General features: G+C 58.0%; 19 protein-coding genes. 13 read left to right on the top strand and 6 right to left on the bottom strand.

The window, feature by feature from the left end:
* The first annotated feature begins 37 nt into the window (after positions 1-37).
* From GH722_10615 to GH722_10605, 3 genes are all read left to right on the top strand, one after another.
* Entirely contained in the window at positions 38-406 is a 369-nt protein-coding gene (locus GH722_10615; GenBank protein MRG72225.1) for a cupin domain-containing protein, read from the top strand.
* On the top strand, positions 399-1,499 hold the full coding sequence (locus GH722_10610; GenBank protein MRG72224.1) for a DSD1 family PLP-dependent enzyme: 1,101 nt from the start codon (positions 399-401) through the stop codon (positions 1,497-1,499). Before GH722_10615 ends, GH722_10610 begins: the two co-directional genes overlap by 8 nt.
* 146 nt (positions 1,500-1,645) lie before the next feature.
* On the top strand, positions 1,646-3,130 hold the full coding sequence (locus GH722_10605) for a PAS domain S-box protein (protein ID MRG72223.1): 1,485 nt from the start codon (positions 1,646-1,648) through the stop codon (positions 3,128-3,130).
* A gap of 28 nt (positions 3,131-3,158) precedes the next feature.
* Here GH722_10605 and GH722_10600 read toward each other — a convergent pair whose 3' ends face one another.
* A complete protein-coding gene (locus GH722_10600) occupies positions 3,159-3,893 on the bottom strand; it encodes a helix-turn-helix domain-containing protein (protein MRG72222.1) in 735 nt (244 codons plus the stop codon).
* 154 nt (positions 3,894-4,047) lie between these two features.
* Between GH722_10600 and ggt the strand changes: the two genes are divergently transcribed.
* Both ggt and GH722_10590 read left to right on the top strand, forming a co-directional pair.
* Positions 4,048-5,757 (top strand): gamma-glutamyltransferase, encoded by a 1,710-nt coding sequence (gene ggt, locus GH722_10595; protein ID MRG72221.1) that lies wholly within the window; start codon positions 4,048-4,050, stop codon positions 5,755-5,757.
* Complete coding sequence (locus GH722_10590; GenBank protein MRG72220.1) at positions 5,754-6,977, top strand: RlmI/RlmK family 23S rRNA methyltransferase; 1,224 nt, start codon at positions 5,754-5,756, stop codon at positions 6,975-6,977. Before ggt ends, GH722_10590 begins: the two co-directional genes overlap by 4 nt.
* Positions 6,978-6,989: 12 nt before the next feature.
* Here GH722_10590 and GH722_10585 read toward each other — a convergent pair whose 3' ends face one another.
* From GH722_10585 to GH722_10575, 3 genes are read right to left on the bottom strand one after another with little or no spacing between them, the layout of a single operon-like run.
* Complete coding sequence (locus tag GH722_10585; protein ID MRG72219.1) at positions 6,990-8,432, bottom strand: sensor histidine kinase; 1,443 nt, start codon at positions 8,430-8,432, stop codon at positions 6,990-6,992.
* Positions 8,433-8,451: 19 nt separating this feature from the next.
* Positions 8,452-9,876: an FAD-binding protein gene (locus GH722_10580; protein MRG72218.1), complete on the bottom strand. Its 1,425-nt coding sequence runs from the start codon at positions 9,874-9,876 to the stop codon at positions 8,452-8,454.
* 57 nt (positions 9,877-9,933) lie between these two features.
* The gene (locus GH722_10575) at positions 9,934-10,683 is read right to left on the bottom strand and encodes a TVP38/TMEM64 family protein (protein ID MRG72217.1); all 750 of its coding nucleotides are present in this window, start codon (positions 10,681-10,683) and stop codon (positions 9,934-9,936) included.
* Between the two features lie 194 nt (positions 10,684-10,877).
* Here GH722_10575 and rpmH point away from each other — a divergent pair, with 194 nt between their 5' ends.
* From rpmH to GH722_10535, 8 genes are all read left to right on the top strand, one after another.
* Entirely contained in the window at positions 10,878-11,012 is a 135-nt protein-coding gene (rpmH, locus tag GH722_10570) for a 50S ribosomal protein L34 (protein ID MRG72216.1), read from the top strand.
* Between the two features lie 14 nt (positions 11,013-11,026).
* A complete protein-coding gene (gene rnpA, locus GH722_10565; protein ID MRG72215.1) occupies positions 11,027-11,386 on the top strand; it encodes a ribonuclease P protein component in 360 nt (119 codons plus the stop codon).
* The gene (gene yidD / locus GH722_10560; protein ID MRG72214.1) at positions 11,383-11,658 is read left to right on the top strand and encodes a membrane protein insertion efficiency factor YidD; all 276 of its coding nucleotides are present in this window, start codon (positions 11,383-11,385) and stop codon (positions 11,656-11,658) included. The genes rnpA and yidD overlap by 4 nt, the downstream gene beginning before the upstream one ends.
* 9 nt (positions 11,659-11,667) lie before the next feature.
* Positions 11,668-13,602, top strand: a complete 1,935-nt coding sequence (gene yidC / locus GH722_10555; GenBank protein ID MRG72213.1) for a membrane protein insertase YidC — start codon at positions 11,668-11,670, stop codon at positions 13,600-13,602.
* 23 nt (positions 13,603-13,625) lie between these two features.
* Positions 13,626-14,249 carry a YihA family ribosome biogenesis GTP-binding protein gene (locus GH722_10550; protein MRG72212.1) on the top strand — a complete coding sequence of 208 codons (624 nt, stop codon included), beginning with the start codon at positions 13,626-13,628 and terminating at the stop codon, positions 14,247-14,249.
* A gap of 55 nt (positions 14,250-14,304) precedes the next feature.
* Complete coding sequence (gene argB / locus GH722_10545; GenBank protein MRG72211.1) at positions 14,305-15,195, top strand: acetylglutamate kinase; 891 nt, start codon at positions 14,305-14,307, stop codon at positions 15,193-15,195.
* A 207-nt stretch (positions 15,196-15,402) separates the two neighbouring features.
* Positions 15,403-16,110 carry an urease accessory protein gene (locus GH722_10540; protein MRG72210.1) on the top strand — a complete coding sequence of 236 codons (708 nt, stop codon included), beginning with the start codon at positions 15,403-15,405 and terminating at the stop codon, positions 16,108-16,110.
* Between the two features lie 16 nt (positions 16,111-16,126).
* Positions 16,127-16,864 (top strand): MBL fold metallo-hydrolase, encoded by a 738-nt coding sequence (locus GH722_10535; protein ID MRG72209.1) that lies wholly within the window; start codon positions 16,127-16,129, stop codon positions 16,862-16,864.
* Here the strand turns inward: GH722_10535 and GH722_10530 are convergent.
* Together GH722_10530 and phbB are read right to left on the bottom strand one after the other, a co-directional pair.
* The gene (locus tag GH722_10530) at positions 16,861-17,601 is read right to left on the bottom strand and encodes a TSUP family transporter (GenBank protein ID MRG72208.1); all 741 of its coding nucleotides are present in this window, start codon (positions 17,599-17,601) and stop codon (positions 16,861-16,863) included. The two genes, GH722_10535 and GH722_10530, sit on opposite strands and share 4 nt — an antisense overlap.
* A 97-nt stretch (positions 17,602-17,698) precedes the next feature.
* Positions 17,699-18,421: an acetoacetyl-CoA reductase gene (gene phbB / locus GH722_10525; GenBank protein MRG72207.1), complete on the bottom strand. Its 723-nt coding sequence runs from the start codon at positions 18,419-18,421 to the stop codon at positions 17,699-17,701.
* Positions 18,422-18,429 lie beyond the last annotated feature (8 nt).

Raw genomic sequence — 18,429 nt, 5'->3', positions numbered from 1 at the left:
TATCCTCGTCAATTATCAGAGCAAGGATGGAAACCGGATGAAATTCAGCATCAGCAAGGCAGCAGACGGTAAATTTGACGATGGTGGATTACGGTCATTTTTCGAGTACCGCGACCTAGGCATCAGGGATGCCACAGAAGGCCGCTACATGGCTCATGTCATCCGCGCCAAACAGGCTTGCACAGACGGCACCGGCTTTCATCGCCATCCCCTCGATTTCCAGATCTTCTATGTTCTGAAAGGCACTGTCCGGTTTCGCTATGACGGACATGGAGAACATGATCTTGTGGCCGGGGATTGTGTCCACCAGCCGCCGGGCATACGCCACGAACTGATGAGCTGTTCCGACGATTGCGAGATCCTGGAAATCACCTCCCCTGCTGAATTCGAGACAATTGATGCCTGATACATTTCCTCTGCCAACCCCCTGCCTGATGCTGGATCGTGACCGGCTGAAACATAACGCTACGCGGATGAGTGAACGCGCAAACCAGCTGGGGGTGCGTTTGCGGCCTCATCTCAAGACCTCCAAATCGGCGGAGGTCGGGCGGGTGGCGACACGCGGACAGTTCGGCGGGATCACCGTGTCTACCCTGCGGGAGGCAGACTATTTCCTGACGGCAGGGTTCACCGACATCACCTATGCCGTCGGTATCGCCCCCGGCAAACTGGACAGCGTCGCCGCCCTGATGGATCGCGGCGCCAATATCGGCCTGATCGTCGACGAGGTGGAGACAGCACGGGCCATCGCCGCACATGGCCATCATTTTGCCGTTCATATTGAAGTCGATACCGGCGGTGAACGCGGCGGTGTGTTTGCGGATGACCCCGCATTGATGGAAATCGCAGCTGCCCTGACCGCAAACGGCACTGTCGATCTGCGCGGCGTGCTGGCCCATGCCGGGCATTCTTATGGCGCCAGCGACATTGCGGCGGTCGAACAGATCGCCGAAGAGGAACGGGCCGGAGCCGTCGATGCCGCGACACGCCTGCGGGCGGCTGGCCATGCCTGTCCGGTTGTCAGCGTCGGCTCAACCCCCACCGCCCTGTATGCCCGTCACCTTGATGGCGTCACGGAGATGCGGCCGGGCGTATATCTGTTCGGTGACCTGTTCCAGGCGGGCATTGGAAGTTGCAGCCTTGATGACCTTGCAGTCAGCGTACTGGCAACGGTTATCCGGCACCGGAAAGACGAAAACCGCCTGCTGATTGATGCCGGGGGGCTGGCGCTGTCGAAAGACCGGTCAACCGCGAAACTACCCCGTGATCTGGGCTACGGCATGGTAAAGGGTGCGCCCGAGATGATCATTGCCGACGTACATCAGGAACATGGCATCGTCGAGAGCACCGGACCGATTGATTTTGAGGCCTGGCCGATCGGCAGCCAGATGCGCATCCTGCCCAACCATGTCTGCATGACGTCTGCCGCCTATGACCGTTACCACGTCATCGAAGACGGTGAACTGACCACGGAATGGCCGCGCGTCAACGGCTGGTAGGCTGGCGGACTTGATATCCGGAGCGACTATTCTCTTATTATTTGCATAATCACGGGACCATACGTGTTTCCCCTCACTATGCATGATCTGTCGATTTCCTTATGACTTAATTCCTCTCAACGGGCAGGTAGTCAGGGGATAAAATCATGTTGCCATTTTCAGCACGGATTCGCGAACTGGAGGCTGTAATGGCCGCCATCGGCAAATCGCAGGCGACCATTGAATTCAATATGGACGGTACGATTATCACCGCGAACGATTTGTTTCTGCAGGCACTTGGCTATGAGCTGAGTGAAATTAAGGGTAAGCACCACCGGATCTTTGTCGATCCGGAGGAAGCAAAGTCACCGGAATATGAAGCCTTCTGGTCAACCCTGCGGGACGGCAACTATCAGTCCGCCGAATATCGCCGGGTTCGCAAAGACGGTCAGGGCGTCTGGATTCAGGCCTCCTACAATCCGATCCTCGGCAGCAAAGGCAAACCGTACAAAGTCATAAAGTTTGCCACCGACATTACTGCCCAGAAACGGCAGAACGCCGATCACGAAGGCCAGATCAATGCGATCAACAAGTCGCAGGCCGTTATCGAATTCAATCTTGATGGCACGATTCTGCGGGCGAATGAAAACTTCCTCAAAGCGACCGGATACGACGCCCGAGAAATCATCGGCCAGCATCACCGTATCTTCGTCGACAGTACCTATGCGGCATCGTCTGATTACAGGAGCTTCTGGGAAGCCCTCAATCGGGGTGAATTTCAGGCCGGTGAATTCAGGCGCTTGCGCAAGGGTGGTCAGGAGTTCTGGATTCAGGCGACCTACAACCCGATCAGACGGCCAAACGGCCAGCTTCTGAAGGTCGTTAAATTTGCCTCGGACATCACCGAGATGGTAAATGATCGCTTGCGCCGGGAAGAAGTCCAGAAATCCATCAATGCCGATCTGGTCAGGATTGTTCAGGAAATGGAAATCGTCACCAGTCAGGTCACCAGTGCGGCCTCTACAGCAGAAGTGACCTCCTCGAACGTACAAGCTGTCGCCGCCGGGTCAGAAGAGCTGTCAGCATCAGTACGGGAAATCAGCAGTCAGGTCGTCCGGGCATCACAGATGAGTAACGAAGCCGTGGATCAGGCAAGTCAGAGCGGTGAAACCATCGCCGGACTGGCAAAGGCGGCGGGCAAGATTGGTGATGTCATCGAACTGATCAACGATATTGCTGAACAGACCAACCTGCTGGCCCTCAATGCCACCATTGAAGCCGCCCGGGCCGGTGAAGCAGGCAAAGGGTTTGCCGTGGTTGCCTCAGAGGTCAAGAACCTCGCCAATCAGACAGCAAAAGCCACCGGGGAAATTCGCGGGCTCGTCACCGAGGTTCAGCAATCGACCGACGCTTCGGTCGGTGCCATTGCCGCCATTTCCGATTCAATCTCTGAACTCAGTCAGATTTCATCAGCGATTGCCGCCGCCGTCGAGGAACAATCAACCGTAACCGACGAGATGTCAGGCAACATGCAGACTGCTTCCAACGGCGTCGATTCAATCGCCAGCGGGCTGAGCGAAATCGTTGGTTCGGCGAACCGCGTCAATGAGGCGACATTCAAGGTACAGGAAGCCTCGGCACAGATAAGCTGAACGCCACCGGAACAGGTCCGGCCAAAAACTATTCGTTTGCGGCAATCTCCAGTAAACCGTCTGTGTCTTTCAGGAAGGCGTGCGATTTATCCGGCAATTCAATCAGTCCGGTCTTGCGGAATGATGTGAAGGTACGGCTGACCGTCTCGATGGTCAGCCCCAGATAATCGGCAATGTCCCCCCGGCTCATGGGCAGTGCGACGGGATTGGAAGGGCGACCCCGCCGGGCCTGACCTTCGGACAGACGCAGCAGGAAAGAGGCCAGGCGTTCCTTTGCCGTTTTCCGCCCCAGCAACAGCATCTGTTCACCTGCCGCATCGATTTCGGTCCGCGCCATATCAAGCAAACGCCGCCCCAGCTCCGGATGTTCTTCCGACAATACCCGGAAGTCCTTCAGGCCAAACCGGCAGAGCTTCACATCGTCAACCGCCTGTGCTGTCGACTTGTACTCCGGCGTCTGGGGCATCCCCAGATAATCACCCTCAAACATAAAACCGATGATCTGCAGCCGCCCGTCCGGCAACATCTTGTGCAGCTTTATGCAGCCTGCCGTGACGTTATAGACATGTTTTGCATCATCGCCTTCGTGATACAGAACGGCACCGGTTTCCGCGGTAATGGTGGTCAGTATCCGGGCAAGGTGATGGATTTCGCCTGCCTCAAGCGCGGAACAGAAGGACAGTTCGCGGGCCTCACACACATCACAGGGGCCACAATTCCGAAAACTCGGACTTGGCAGACTGACAATCTTGGGAAGTCCCATTAATAATCCTCCCGCACCATAGACGGCATATTTCCGACACAAGAATTATCTATAGCACGTCGCGCCGCAAACAAAATGACCTCCCGGTACAACGGGTTTACTGTTGCCGGACAGGCGCAGGCCGCCTATCGACAATGCCGACACAGGGAATAGCATGACCTTCACCAGACTTGTCCTCCTTGCGATTTGCAGCACCCTTCTGCTGTCTCCGGCATCCCGGGCACAACCGGGTGGCCAATATATGGTTTCGGCGGCAAATCCGCATGCGGCACAGGCCGGACTGGATATTCTGGCCGCTGGTGGCAGCGCCGTTGACGCCGCGATTGCGGCCCAGCTTGTCCTTGGTCTGGTTGAGCCACAGAGTTCCGGCATCGGTGGCGGTGGCTTCCTGATGCATTACCGTGCCGGCGATCAGGCCATCGACGCCTATGACGGACGCGAGACAGCCCCCGCTGCGGCAACCGCCGACATGTTTCTCGGACCTGACGGTAAGCCGCGGAAATTCTACGATGCCGTGGTCGGTGGACTGTCGGTCGGAACACCCGGTCTGTTGCGCATGCTGGAGCTGGCTCATCAGGATCACGGAGAGCTGCCCTGGGCTGATCTGTTCGCCCCGGCAATCCGGCTGGCCACCGACGGTTTTCAGGTGTCTCCGCGACTGCATTACCTGATTGATCGCGATGCGAAACGTCTGACGACCTTCGACGCCACCCGCAGCTACTTCTATCAGCCCGATGGCACGGCACTTCCCGTCGGTTCGCTATTGCGCAACCCGGCCTATGCAGACGTACTGCAACAGGTGGCACAGGGTGGAGCCAATAAATTCTACAATGGTGCCATTGCCGCCGATATCGTCCGGACAGTTCAGGAAGCCACCCGTAATCCCGGGCTGATGACACTGGAAGACCTGTCCGGTTATCGCGCGGTCAAACGACAGGCGGTCTGCGGACTCTATCGGAATAATCACATCTGTGGCATGCCGCCACCTTCATCCGGCGGTGTGACAGTCGCACAAATGCTGGGTCTGCTTGAAGGCTATGACCTCGCAGCAATGGCCCCCGACAGCCTGTCAGCAGCCCATCTGATTGCAGAATCCGGGCGGCTGGCCTTTGCAGATCGTAATCTCTATCTCGCAGACACCGATTTCGTTCCGGCCCCTCTGAAAGGCTTGTTGGACCCCGCTTATCTGAAAAGCCGTGCCGCACAGATCAGTCTCAAAAGCAGCATCGGCAAGGCTGAAGCCGGCACCCCGCCACAGGACCACGGTTCACTCACCCCCATGCAGGACGATTTCGAACGGGAATCGACCACTCATCTCTCGGTCCTTGATGCAGACGGGAATGCTGTCTCCATGACATCCAGCGTCGAGAATGCCTTTGGTGCGCGGTTGATGACCCGTGGTTTTATTCTGAACAACCAGCTGACCGATTTCTCCTTCAGCCCCGATAAAGACGGCATGCCTGTTGCCAACCGGGTCGAGCCCGGCAAACGCCCCCGCAGTTCGATGTCACCAACACTGGTTCTGGCCCCGGATCGCAGCCTCCGCATGGCTGTCGGGTCGCCCGGCGGATCGCGGATCATCGGTTATGTTGCCAAAACACTGATCGGTGTGATCGACTGGAATCTCTCAATGCAGCAGGCCATCAACCTGCCGCATGTGATCAATCGTAACGGCCAGACCGATCTGGAAGAGGGAACAGCAGCCGCAGAGCTGAAAACTTCACTGGAAGCTCTCGGCCACAACGTCAGTATTCGCAGCCTGAATTCCGGGCTGCATGGCATTCGCCTCACCACAGCCGGACCGGACGGCGGCGCAGACCCGCGTCGTGAAGGCGTCGTGCTGGAAGGACCAAAAGACAAATGACTGACCGGATCGACCCAGACAGCATGACACCTCATCCTGCGGATGATCCCCGGAAACGGTCGATTGTTCGACTGAAATCCGGTCGCGGAAAACGCGTCGGCGAAGGAATGCCGATACTCTATTCCAACTCCATCGACATGGATGAGCGGACCAAATCGCTGGACCCCGGCAGTATCGTTACGGTGATGACCGGCGATGGCGATGCGGTCGGTGTCGCAACCTTCAACCCCCGGTCACTGGCGTCATTGCGGATACTCGACTGGGAATCAAACACCGTGATCGACGATGATTTTCTGATGCGTCGCATTGCCCGCGCGCTGGCTGTCCGGGAGGCCTGTATTTCCGATCCCTTCTACCGTCTGGTCAATGGTGAGGCCGACGGGCTGCCGGGGCTCGTCATTGACCGCTTCAAGGGCAAGGTCGTGATTCAGGCAATGACTGCCGGTATGGAGCGCCTGTTGCCGGTCATCATGGCCGTCCTGCAGGCTGATGCCGTCGTCCTCCGGAACAATCACCGGTTCCGGGACACCGAAGGTCTGCCGAAATATGTCCATCTGGCAGCCGGCAGCATCGATCAGCCGGTGGAAATCTCGGAAAACGGCTTCCGATTCAGGGTCGACCTGATGCGCGAGGAAGGCGATATCTGGAGCTTTGACCAGCGTGACGACCGGAAATTCATTGCCGGACTGAAGTTTCATGGCAAGGCGCTGGACCTGTTTGCCGGGGCCGGTGGTCTTGCCATCGCTGCGGCAAACTCGGCTGACCGGGTGACAGCCATCTGCGCCAATGAAACAGACCTGTCACTTGCACTGCACAATGCGCGCATCAACAAGGCCATCGACCGGTCGGTCATTTCGTCGGGTAATCCGACTGCCGAACTGATCGAGCGCAGCGGGCTGAGCGAACGCTATGCCCTCGTGACCATAACGCCGCCGCCGCTTGTCCTGACCCGCAAGGAAGCAGACCGGGGAGAACTGGAATACCGGGAACTGGCCCGGCTGGCCGGACAGCTGATCAGTGCCGGCGGATATCTCTATCTTGCCTCACGCTCACCGGTTATCGGCATTGACCGGCTGGTCGCCGAAGTTGCGGCCGGGCTGAATGCCGCAGGCCGGTCCTGTCGCCTGATTCGCATGGCCGGCCCGTCACCGGACCATCCCGCACATCCGCTGCTGACCGATTCAAGCCCGCTGAAAAGCGTCGTCTTCGCCCTGGACTGAGGACAGGACCTGTCAGGGCATCGGGATCGACAGCCGGAAGGTACAGCCATTCCGGCTGTTTCGGGTCAGGATGATGTCACCGCCATGCGCCTGCACCAGTTCCCGCGATAACGACAACCCGAGACCGGAGCCACCTTTACGCGTCGAGGCAGAGAACGGCTTGAACAGGTTCTCGCTGATTTTCTCCGGAATACCCGGCCCGTCATCAGCGACAGTCAGCACAAACCGCAATCCCGGCCGTTGCCGGCGGGGCTCGGTCGAGGCTGTGAAGGTCACCGTCCTGGCCCCGGCCTCCACCGCATTGCGCCCGAGATTATCGGCAATCCGGAACAGATGCGCGCGATCAGCCGTCACGACAAAGTCTGCCGGGACGTTATTGACCCACAGCCATTCTGCCTCCGGCGATTTGTCACCGGCCGGCTCAAACGGGTCATCCAGCCCGACAGACGGCGAGAGCGCTTCCCCAACCTCCGCAATCAGGTCATGCAGATTAAAACTGGTCGGACTGGCCTCCTCCGGCCCTTCACGGGCATAGCGCATGGTCTTGCTGCACAAGGCGACAGCGCGGTCGATTGCCCGGATGATACGCGGTGCCACACGCCGGATTTCCGGATCTTCGCTTTGCTCCAGCCGGTCGAAGGCCAGCATCGCCGTGGCCAGCATGCCGCGCAGGTCGTGATTGACCTTGGTCATGCCTTCACCCAGCGCTGCCAGGCGATTCTTCTGGTGCAGTGCATTTCGCAGCGCCGTCTGCATGACCGCCAGTTCACGCTGCGCGACACCAATTTCATCACTGCGCTCGCTCGGCTGGATGGTCACATCCGGGTTCTCCGGATCGGACCGGAACTGTTCCATAGAGGCCGTGATCCGGCGCATGGGCCGGACCATCATCAGTTGCAGGCTGAGATAAACCAGCCCGGCCGTGAACAGGGAAATCACGATTGAAAGCTGGATGATCCGGGATGAGAATTTCAGCATCGCCCGGCGCAGCGGCTTCTCATCCAGCAGCACTTCGACCTGAATCGACATATCCTGTGGCGCCCTGCCGACAACCCGCAACACCCGGTTATCTGTCCGGACCAGGGTGGCAAAGGCATCCACCAGCAAATCAAGCATTGTTGCCATGCGCAGGTCGTAGGACTTGTCGACCTCCGGCGGCATCTTTGACGCCAGCATCAATTCCCGGCGCCCCTGCCCCTTCAGCGCGATACCATGGGCCATCACATGTTTCAGCAGCTCAACTTCAAGCTCTGCGCCAACGGTTTCATTGCTGGAGGCTTTCAGTGCCAGACTGGCGAGATGTGCAGACGAAATCCGGTCCTGCAGGTAATCAAGCCGAAACCGGGCAATCGACGGCGCGTAAATCATGAACTCCGCCACCATCACAAAGAACACGGTCAGCACCAGCAGACGCGCAGACAGACTGCGCCAGGGGCGTATGGGTTCCAGTTTCATCCGGGACACCCGTTCAGTGTCAGCCGAACCGAAGCAGGAAGCGAACAATTTTGCGGGTTCGCTCACTGAACAGCTTTTCCGTATAGAAGCTGCCGGCAGCCCGCTTGTTCACTTCGCCCAGCGTGGGATAAGGCGCGATGTAGGTCGCCATGGCACCGATCTTCAGTTTGTTCTGGATGGCAATGATCCAGGGGTGAATCAGCTCTCCGGCATTCTTGCCGACAATTGTCGCTCCGAGAATATGGCCCTTGCGGGTCGTCAGCACTTTCACAAATCCTTCCGTCGACCGTTCGGACTGGGCCCTGTCATTTTCGTCAAAGCCCCAGTGCAGAATACGCAGATTATCGCCCTGCTCCTGTTTTGCCTCATCAAGCGTCATGCCCACATGGGCCAGTTCAGGGTCGGTATAGGTTACCCAGGGAACCGCCCGGTAATCCACCTTCGCCGGCAGGCGAAACAGGATATTCCGGATCACCACACCGGCATGATATCCCGCCACATGGGTGAACTGATAGCTGCCCGCGACATCTCCCATCGCAAAGATTTTCCGGTTGGATGTCCGCAGACGTTTATCCACCTTGATCGCCCGGTCATAGTCGACCCCGGCCTTTTCGAGATCCAGCCCTTTGACATTCGCCGCCCGTCCGGCCGCGACCAGCAGGTGAGAGCCGGTAATCGTCTTCTCCGCACCCTTCGTCTCAATCGTGACAGACACGCCCTGTGCTGTCTTGTCCGTCCGGATAACCTTCACCTTCTCATGCAGCACCACGCCGTCTTCCAGCACGGATTTGCGCACGACCTCAACAGCGTCCGGATCATCCTTCGGCAGAATTGGCCCCAGATCGACGACCGTTACCGCGATGCCCAGCTGACGATGGGCCTGCGCCATTTCCAGCCCGATCGGGCCGCCACCGATAATCAGCAGATGGTCGATCCTGTCCTTGTTGTCGAACAGGGTTTCGTTGGTGAAGTAGGGCGTTTCCGACAATCCTTCGATCGGCGGTGCCACCGGGCTGGAACCGGTGGCAATCACGAAACGTCTGGCGGTAATGCGTGTGTCACCGGCCATCACTTCCTGCGGGCCGGTGAACCGTGCAGCAGCCTTGATGACCGTAACTCCGAAACTCTCAAAGCGTTCGACAGAATCCATGGGGGCAATGGCGGCGATTACACCTTTGACATGGTCGTGAACCGCGACCGGGTCATAGGACGCAGATCCGAGTGACACACCATATTTTGGAGCGACAGCACCTGCATGGGCTGCATGACCGGCTGCCAGCAGCGCCTTGGAGGGCACACAGCCGTAATTCAGGCAGTCACCGCCCATCTCACCCTTTTCGACGAGCACCACCCGTGCCCCCATCTGAGAGGCGCCTGCCGCTACTGACAGGCCAGCGGAACCGGCGCCAATCACGCAGATATCGGCATCAATTACATTCGCCATATTTCAGCTACTCCAGTATCAGGATAGGGGGATCGGACAGGAATGTCAGCCGTCAGGCTATCTGTGCCGCCGCCTGATTTTCTTGTAGATCACGGGAACCATCGCCAGCACGGCCATACCAATAATCGCACCGAGAATTGTCGGCTCGAAGATAATGCCGAGATCCGGGGTTTCTCCACGATCAAACACAACACCAAGGCCGTCACCGACCGTCGCATAGACAAAGGTTCCCGGAACGATGCCAAAGAACGTTGCCAGAATATAGGTCCGGGTTGTCACCCCCAGAAAGGCCGGCGCGATATTGACCAGCCAGAACGGGAACAACGGCACAAGCCGCAAAACCAGCATGTAACTGAGTGCGTCTTCACGGAAACCCGCTTCCATCCGCTTCAGCGTCCCTCCGACCTTCGCCCGCAGCAGATCGGCAAAGGCATATCTGGCCGCCAGAAAAATCACTGTCGCGCCAATTGTCGCACCAATGACAACCAGCAGCCCGCCCAGGAACCAGCCAAACAGAAACCCGGCGGCGATGGTCAGAACCAGCCCGATCGGCAGAGATGTCGCCGTCGCAACCGCATAGAGAAGCACCATGGCCAGATTTGCGGCAACCGCGTTATCGGCAACCCAGGACTGCAGAACTTCACGATGTTCCCGCAGGGCATCAAAAGAAACGAATCTTCCGAGATCGAAGGCAAAAAAAGCAATCATCACCGCACCGAGAACAATAACCGGAATTAATTTTCCAAACCGGCTGCTTTTCCCGGCAGGATTTTTTTCCTGATCCGCTGAAGTTTCCCTGATGCTCATAAACCCTGACTCCTTGACCCTGAAAGCCGTTGTTCCTCCCGGACCCAAGCATATAGCCGCCCCTCCTGATCCCAAAAAGTCACCATTCCGTGACAGAAGATAATCCGAAGAGATGTGTGACAGGCGTTGACTTGCCCTCCGCACCCCCCTATACACCCCCGCTCTATCCACCCGGAAAACGTACGGAGAGTCCGGTGAAACGCACGTATCAGCCCAGCAAGCTGGTTCGCAAACGCCGCCACGGCTTCAGAAGCCGCATGGCTACCGTAGGTGGTCGGCGTATACTTGCAAACCGGCGCGCCAAGGGACGGAAAAAACTTTCCGCCTAAGGCCAATTCGCATCATGGCATCCACCTGTGGCCGTCTGAAAAAGCGACCAGAATTTCTACGTGTCGCCAATCATGGTAGTCGCTCGGTGATGCGCGGTCTGGTTCTTCAGTCCGCGCAACGCCATGGCGAAGATGACGATGAACCAAGGATTGGTTTCACGGTTTCCAAAAAAGTCGGAAACGCCGTGAGACGCAATCGAGCACGCCGTCGCCTCAAAGCGATTGCAGACATGCTTGCCCCGGAACTGGCGAAAGCCGGCTGTGACTATGTCATTGTCGGACGCTATTCCGCTGCCGACCGACCTTTCGAGAAGCTGGTGAGCGATATGCGCCGCGCCTTTCTTGATCCGAATCCTCAACGGGGGCGCCGATGATTGGCCACCTGACAGGCTGGATTCTGAAAACCCCGGTCTATCTTTACCGATATATCATCTCACCGGTCATCCCTGCCCGTTGTCGCTATCTGCCGACCTGTTCGGAATATGCGATTGAGGCCCTGACCCTCCACGGACCGGTTCAGGGCGGGATTCTTGCAGCAAAACGCATTTGTCGCTGTCATCCATGGGCCGGTTCGGGTTATGACCCCGTACCACCCGTAAACGCGCGCCCGCAGGCGCATTCCTGTTCCCACCGAAGGTCAACGTAAGCACTTATCATGATTGAACAGAAAAACATCATCCTCGCCGTTGTCCTCTCGCTGGCAATCATCATCGGTTTTGATCACTTCTTTGCGTCCGACGCACCGCCGCCGCAGCCTCAGGCCCAGACACAGTCCGGTGCTCAGTCCCCGGCACCCGTCGTCGACGGTCCGGCCGGAACACCGGAAGGCACGGCCCCGGTTGAACTGGCCCCGGTTGGCGCGGCAGAAACCCTGCAGGATCCGCAGGCACAGGATTCCGGCGGCTTCCTGTCGATTCCCGGCACCCGCGGCAAGGAACATATCTCCAGTCAGATCGAACTTGAAACCCGGGCGAAAGCTGTCGCCGCGGACCCGCGTGTCACCATTGATACGGAAAAGCTGAAAGGCTCTCTTCGTCTGAAAGGTGCCCGTATTGATGACATCATTCTGGCAGAGCACACAGAATCCATCGAGGAAGGCTCGACGCTTGTTCATCTGCTGAATCCACAGGGCAGCATGCAACCTTATTATGTCGATTTCGGCTGGATCGTTGACCCGTCGTCGGCTGCCAAAATTGAACTGCCGGGCGGCAACACGGTCTGGACTCCGGATGCCAGCACGCTGACCGTCGGACAGCCGGTTACCCTGAGCTGGAACAACGGGACCGGCCAGACCTTCCGGATGAAAATCAATGTCGACGAGAATTACCTGTTCACCGTTGAACAGTCCGTCGAGAATGCCGGTTCCAGCGCGATCACGCTGCTGCCCTATGGTCGGGTCAGCCGCCTGAGAACACCGGCCACCACCGGCTTCTATATCCTGCATGAAGGTCCGCTGGGCGTCTTTAACGAAGTCCTGGAAGAAGTCGATTATTCCGACCTCGTCGAAGACAGCCGGGAAGCCTTCGCCAAAACCGGACAGGCCCGCCGCACCGCCCGCACCTTCGAAAGCAAGGGTGGCTGGCTTGGTATCACCGACAAATACTGGCTTGCTGCACTGATCCCGGATCAGAAGAGCAACATCAAGGCGACCATCAATCACAGCGCGGACCCGCGGGTTCTCGGTGTTGATGAAGATTACATGATGCTCGGCGCCCATCGTTATCAGACCGACTTCCTCGGTGAGCCGGTGGAAATCGCGCCCGGCCAGACCGCCGGCTCGACCAACAATGCCTATATCGGGGAAAAACGCCTGTCGCTGCTGGATGAGTATGAAACCCAGCTGGGCGTCACACATTTCGATCTCGCCATTGATTTCGGCTGGTTCTATTTCCTGACCAAACCGATCTTCCTGGCACTGGTCTGGCTCTATGGCGTGGTCGGCAACTACGGGGTTGCCATTCTGTTGCTGACTGTCGGCATCAAGCTGATTTTCTTCCCGCTCGCGAACAAATCCTACGTCTCGATGAGCAAGATGAAGAAGCTGCAGCCGAAGATGGTGGAACTGCGGGAACGTCTTGGTGATGACCGGCAGCGCCTGAATACGGAAATGATGGCCCTGTACAAGAACGAGAAGGTCAATCCGATGTCGGGTTGCCTGCCGATTCTGGTCCAGATTCCGGTGTTCTTTGCGCTCTACAAGGTGCTCTACATCTCCATTGAAATGCGCCAGGCACCGTTCTTCGGCTGGATTCAGGATCTTTCCGCACCGGACCCGACGACGCTGTTCAATCTGTTCGGCCTGATCCCCTGGACCACGCCAGGCTGGCTGCCGATGCTCGGTGTCTGGCCGGTGATCATGGGGATCACCATGTACCTGCAGCAGAAACTGAACCCGGCACCGGCTGATCCGGTACAGGCAAAAGTCTTCATGTTCCTGCCGTTCCTGTTCACCTTCATGCTGGCCGGTTTCCCGGCTGGTCTGGTGATCTACTGGGCCTGGAACAACAGCCTGTCGATCCTGCAGCAGTGGGTCATCATGCGACGTATGGGCGTAAGAGTGGGCGGTGGTTCCGACACCGACAAGAAATGACCGATAACCCCGCTGACGATGCCATGGAAGCAGCCCGGCTGGAAAAAGGCCGGCTGCTGTTCGCCAAACAATGCGACTTCCTGCGCGGTGCCGTCAGCGAGGAAGACCTGCCGGATTATACCCTGTCGGAAGTCGCCTTTGCGGGCCGGTCGAATGTCGGCAAGTCGTCGCTGATCAATTCGCTGACCGGTCGCAAGACACTGGCCCGCACATCGAACACCCCCGGTCGTACCCAGGAGGTCAATTTTTTCTCACTGGATGACCGGCTGACGCTGGTTGATCTGCCGGGCTATGGCTATGCCGCTGCACCGCGGGAAAAAGTCGCGACCTGGACCAATCTGATCGGGTTGTATCTTCAGGGCCGGCCCAACCTGCGCCGGGTCATGCTGCTGATTGATGGCCGCCACGGCCCGAAAAAAACCGACCTCACCGTCATGACCATGCTCGACAAGGCAGCGGTCAGCTATCAGGTCGTGCTGACAAAATGCGACAAGCCGAAACCCGCCGAACTTGAAAAGCTGGTTGAGGAAATCCGCGGCCTTCAGAAGACCCATGTCGCCTGTCACCCCGATATTCTGCTTTCCAGCTCTGTTGATCAGACCGGAATTGATGTCGTTCGTGCCGCAATAGCCGACCTCGTGGCTTGACGGTCGGGCAACGGCTCTTTATCCCAATCGGCAACAAGTCCGGGGAAACCGAGTGATGGCAAACGAAGACTTTCAGGATCAGGCGACCATACTGTCCGACGCCCTTCCCTATATGCGGGAATATGCGGGCGAAACTTTTGTGGTCAAATATGGCGGCCATGCGATGGGCAACGCAGACCTTGCGTCACGATTCGCCAGCGATATCGTCATGTTGCGTCAGGTCGGGATCAATCCGATCGTCGTGCATGGCGGCGGTCCCCAGATCGGCAAGATGCTGGAGCGCCTGAAGATTCAGAGCGACTTTGTCGATGGCCTGCGCGTCACCGACCAGGCAACGGTCGAAATTGTCGAGATGGTCCTGTCCGGTTCCATCAACAAGCAGATCGTCAGCGCCATCAATGCTGCCGGCGGCACCGCTGTCGGTCTGTCCGGCAAGGATGGTGACCTGATACAGGCCCAGAAGCTGCGCCGCACCCGGCGTGAGACCGACTCCAATATCGAGAAAATCCTCGACCTTGGTTTCGTCGGCGAACCGGACCGGATCAACCCCGGCATTCTCGAAGCCTTCGAAGAATCCGACATCATTCCGGTCATTGCCCCGATTGGTATTGGTGCCGGTGGCGAGACCTACAATATCAACGCCGACACAGCTGCCGGTGCCATTGCCTCCGCGCTTGGTGCCCGTCGCCTGCTGATGCTGACAGACGTTGCCGGTGTCCTCGACCAGAACAAGGAACTGATTGCTGATCTGAACCTTGAACAGGCCCGGGCCATGATCAAGGACGGCACCATCTCCGGCGGCATGATTCCGAAGGTCGAGACCTGCATGCAGGCCGTAAAGCGTGGTGTCGAAGCCGCCGTTATTCTGGATGGCCGCGTCCCCCATGCCCTGTTGCTGGAAATCTTCACCTCTCATGGTGCCGGCACCCTGATTGGCGATCACTAGGAATCTGACTTTCCGGGCAGCCTGCTAACCGCTGCCATCCTGACCTCTGCCGGGCGAGGTGCAGACGGGCATCATCAGATGAATATCGTCCGGACGATATTGGGAACCAAAGGTTCAAACACGTCTTGTGCAGTGCGGCGAAAGACGGCTAACTTCGCGAGCCGGTAATCGTCCGGTCTGGCTCAGGACAATTTCATGGAATATTCAATAGCGGGAATTCTGTTTCTCGGTCTCGTGATCGGGATGCAGCATGCGCTGGAGGCTGATCATGTCGCTGCGGTCAGCAGCATCGCCGTCCGGCAATCAAGCATCCGCAAGATCATCACTCATGGGGCCGTCTGGGGTCTTGGCCATACCATCACCCTGATGCTGTTTGCCGGTGCTGCCGTTCTGGCAGGTGCCGTCATCAGCGACGGACTGGCAGGCGGTCTGGAATTCGCTGTTGGTGTCATGCTGGTCGGGCTGGGCCTTAATGTGCTCTGGCGTCTGTGGCGTGACCGCATTCACTTTCACGCACATAGCCATGACAACGGTGTCCGGCATTTTCATGCTCACAGCCATGCCGGAGAGACAGGTAAACACAGTCTGCGCCAGCATGAACACAGCCATCGCCGGGCAGAGGTCCGTACCCTGCTGGTCGGCATGATGCACGGTATGGCCGGCTCCGCCGCCCTGCTGATCCTCACCGCAACCACAGCGCCTACCGCAACCCTCGGCTTTGCCTATGTCGTGCTGTTTGGTATCGGTTCAATCGCCGGTATGGCAATGTTGTCTGCCATCATCGCCGTCCCCCTGAGCTGGACTGCCCGTTACCTGACCGTCGCCCATAACGGCCTGCAACTGACCGTCGGCTGCGCGACAGCCGGTCTTGGCCTCTATGTCATGGCAACCAAGGGAATGGAGCTTCTCGCCTGAGACAAGAGGTCCGGTCATGCAGTTACAGTTTATCGGATGTGGAGATGCGTTTGGCAGTGGCGGGCGGTTTAACACCTGCTTTCATGTCACCGGTGAAACCACGAACTTCCTGATCGATTGTGGTGCCTCGTCGCTGATTGCGATGAAGCAGCTGGGCATCAGCCACAATGAGATTGATGTCATTCTGTTCACGCATTTTCATGCTGACCATTTCGGTGGCCTGCCCTTCCTGATGCTGGATGCCCAGTTCTTCACAAAGCGCAGAACACCGCTGACCATTGCCGGGCCTGCCGGACTGAAAGACTGGTATGTCCGGGTCATGGAAACTGCCTTCCCCGGGTCCAGCGGCACAAAGCAGAAGTTCGACCTGAACATGATCGAGCTGGAGCCGGATGTGACGACAGAGATTTGCGGCCTGTCCGTTACCCCGCGGTCCGTGATTCACGGCAATCCCGGCGGTCCTTTCTTTGCCTTACGGGTGGAGGCAGAAGGCAAATCCGTTGCCTATACCGGCGACACAGCCTGGACCGATACGCTGATTGAGACCGCGAAAGATGTCGATCTGTTCGTGGCCGAGGCATACTTCCGGGACAAGAGTGTTCCGCTGCATCTCGATCTGGCGACACTGGAAGCGCATCTGCCGGAAATCAATCCGAAGCATCTGGTCCTGACCCATATGAGCGATGATATGCTGCGGCAGCTGGATGATGTCCCCTATGATCTGGCCGAAGACGGCAAGATCGTGCGGTTCTAGATCAGCGTCAGCAGATACGGAACAACCACGTCACCGATCAGCCCGATCGCGGCAAAAGCCGAGATGACAAGGATCGCCAGACGTGCCCGGCTTTTGTTGATATGACGTGACAGATACCGGCCACCCAGAACCCCGATCAGCGTGGCTGGCAGGAAAGTCAGCGCCAGCCAGATTTCCGCCATCCCGAAATGTCCGAACAGCCAGAGCATAAAGAGAGAAATAACCACACCGATCAGCAAACTGACCGACAGGATGCTGCGCACTTTTGACGGCTCTTCCCCGGAATAGAGCAAGGCAATCGGCGGGGCACCCACCCCGGTCAGCGTGCCCATGATTCCTGCAGCCACCCCGGCGGCGGTAAGGCTGCCCCGGTTACGCCGGACCATGCGGGCACCAACACCTGCGGTCAGCAGGACAGCAATCAGCAAAGCGCCCCCGAGGACCAGCTTGAAGATATCAGGATTGAAGGCACCGAACATTGCGGCCGCAGCAAGCGCACCGGCAACCCGTCCGGCCGTTATCCAGCCAACAGCCGGGAAATCGACATCCCCGCGTTCACGGAAAGCGATCTCGCTGTTGATCGCCAGGGTCAGCAGCAGGATAGGACCGGGAATCAGCTCCGGCAGAATAAATACAGCAACAGGGGCAAGCAGATAGGGAAAGCCAAATCCCACGGCGGCCTGAATGGCCGCACCGGCAGCAAGCAGCGCCGAAAGTAGAAAAAAATCACCGTCCATAATTCACGCCAGATAAAGCTGCCGTGACGATGGAGTAAGGTCAGGCGCGCAGGGAGTAAGGTTCAGGGCGTGACCCGCTGGCCACGCCCTGAATGCCTCAATACATATGCTGACCGCCGTTGATCGACAGGGTCGAGCCGGTAACGAAACCGGCCTCGTCAGCCACCAGAAACAGGACGCCGCGAGCAATCTCGCTGGCTTCACCGAGACGGCCAACCGGCACTTTCGCGACGATCTTTTCCAGCACCGCTTCCGGCACCGCACGCACCATGTCGGTGTTGATATAGCCCGGCGCAATCGCGTTGACCGTGATCCCCTTGGCAGCACCTTCCTGCGCCAGCGCCTTGGTGAAACCGTGGATACCGGACTTGGCCGCGGCATAGTTTACCTGGCCATACTGACCGGCCTGACCATTGATCGATCCGATATTGACGATACGCCCAAAATTCCGGTCACGCATTCCGTCGATGACACAACGCGACATGTTGAAGCAACTGCCGAGGTTCGTATCAATCACAGCCTGCCACTGGTCCTGCGCCATACGGTGCATGGTTCCGTCGCGGGTGATACCCGCGTTATTGACCAGCACTTCAATCGGACCAACTTCAGCTTCAATCCTGGCGATCCCCGCCTTGCAATCCTCAAAATTCCCGACGTCAAACTTGTAGGCCGGAATGCCGGTAGCCGCCGTGAATGCCTTCGCGGCATCATCATTGCCAGCGTAACTGGCGACCGTGTTATATCCGGCATCTTTCAGGGCAATACTGATTGCCTCGCCAATGCCCCGGGTGCCGCCTGTCACTAACGCTACTCGCGCCATAGAAACCT

It is taken from the genome of Alphaproteobacteria bacterium HT1-32 (assembly GCA_009649675.1).
In the GTDB taxonomy this organism is placed as follows: domain Bacteria; phylum Pseudomonadota; class Alphaproteobacteria; order Rhodospirillales; family HT1-32; genus HT1-32.
This window is presented reverse-complemented; position numbering and strand designations above follow the sequence as displayed.

Coding starts and splice junctions, on each gene's coding strand:
- ggt (MRG72221.1), top strand. CDS start 4,048: ATGACCTTCACCAGACTTGTCCTCCTTGCGATTTGCAGCACCCTTCTG.
- GH722_10600 (MRG72222.1), bottom strand. CDS start 3,893: ATGGGACTTCCCAAGATTGTCAGTCTGCCAAGTCCGAGTTTTCGGAAT.
- GH722_10585 (MRG72219.1), bottom strand. CDS start 8,432: ATGAAACTGGAACCCATACGCCCCTGGCGCAGTCTGTCTGCGCGTCTG.
- GH722_10590 (MRG72220.1), top strand. CDS start 5,754: ATGACTGACCGGATCGACCCAGACAGCATGACACCTCATCCTGCGGAT.
- GH722_10615 (MRG72225.1), top strand. CDS start 38: ATGAAATTCAGCATCAGCAAGGCAGCAGACGGTAAATTTGACGATGGT.
- GH722_10575 (MRG72217.1), bottom strand. CDS start 10,683: ATGAGCATCAGGGAAACTTCAGCGGATCAGGAAAAAAATCCTGCCGGG.
- yidC (MRG72213.1), top strand. CDS start 11,668: ATGATTGAACAGAAAAACATCATCCTCGCCGTTGTCCTCTCGCTGGCA.
- yidD (MRG72214.1), top strand. CDS start 11,383: ATGATTGGCCACCTGACAGGCTGGATTCTGAAAACCCCGGTCTATCTT.
- GH722_10530 (MRG72208.1), bottom strand. CDS start 17,601: ATGGACGGTGATTTTTTTCTACTTTCGGCGCTGCTTGCTGCCGGTGCG.
- GH722_10610 (MRG72224.1), top strand. CDS start 399: ATGCCTGATACATTTCCTCTGCCAACCCCCTGCCTGATGCTGGATCGT.
- GH722_10580 (MRG72218.1), bottom strand. CDS start 9,876: ATGGCGAATGTAATTGATGCCGATATCTGCGTGATTGGCGCCGGTTCC.
- rnpA (MRG72215.1), top strand. CDS start 11,027: ATGGCATCCACCTGTGGCCGTCTGAAAAAGCGACCAGAATTTCTACGT.
- GH722_10605 (MRG72223.1), top strand. CDS start 1,646: ATGTTGCCATTTTCAGCACGGATTCGCGAACTGGAGGCTGTAATGGCC.
- argB (MRG72211.1), top strand. CDS start 14,305: ATGGCAAACGAAGACTTTCAGGATCAGGCGACCATACTGTCCGACGCC.
- GH722_10535 (MRG72209.1), top strand. CDS start 16,127: ATGCAGTTACAGTTTATCGGATGTGGAGATGCGTTTGGCAGTGGCGGG.
- phbB (MRG72207.1), bottom strand. CDS start 18,421: ATGGCGCGAGTAGCGTTAGTGACAGGCGGCACCCGGGGCATTGGCGAG.
- GH722_10550 (MRG72212.1), top strand. CDS start 13,626: ATGGAAGCAGCCCGGCTGGAAAAAGGCCGGCTGCTGTTCGCCAAACAA.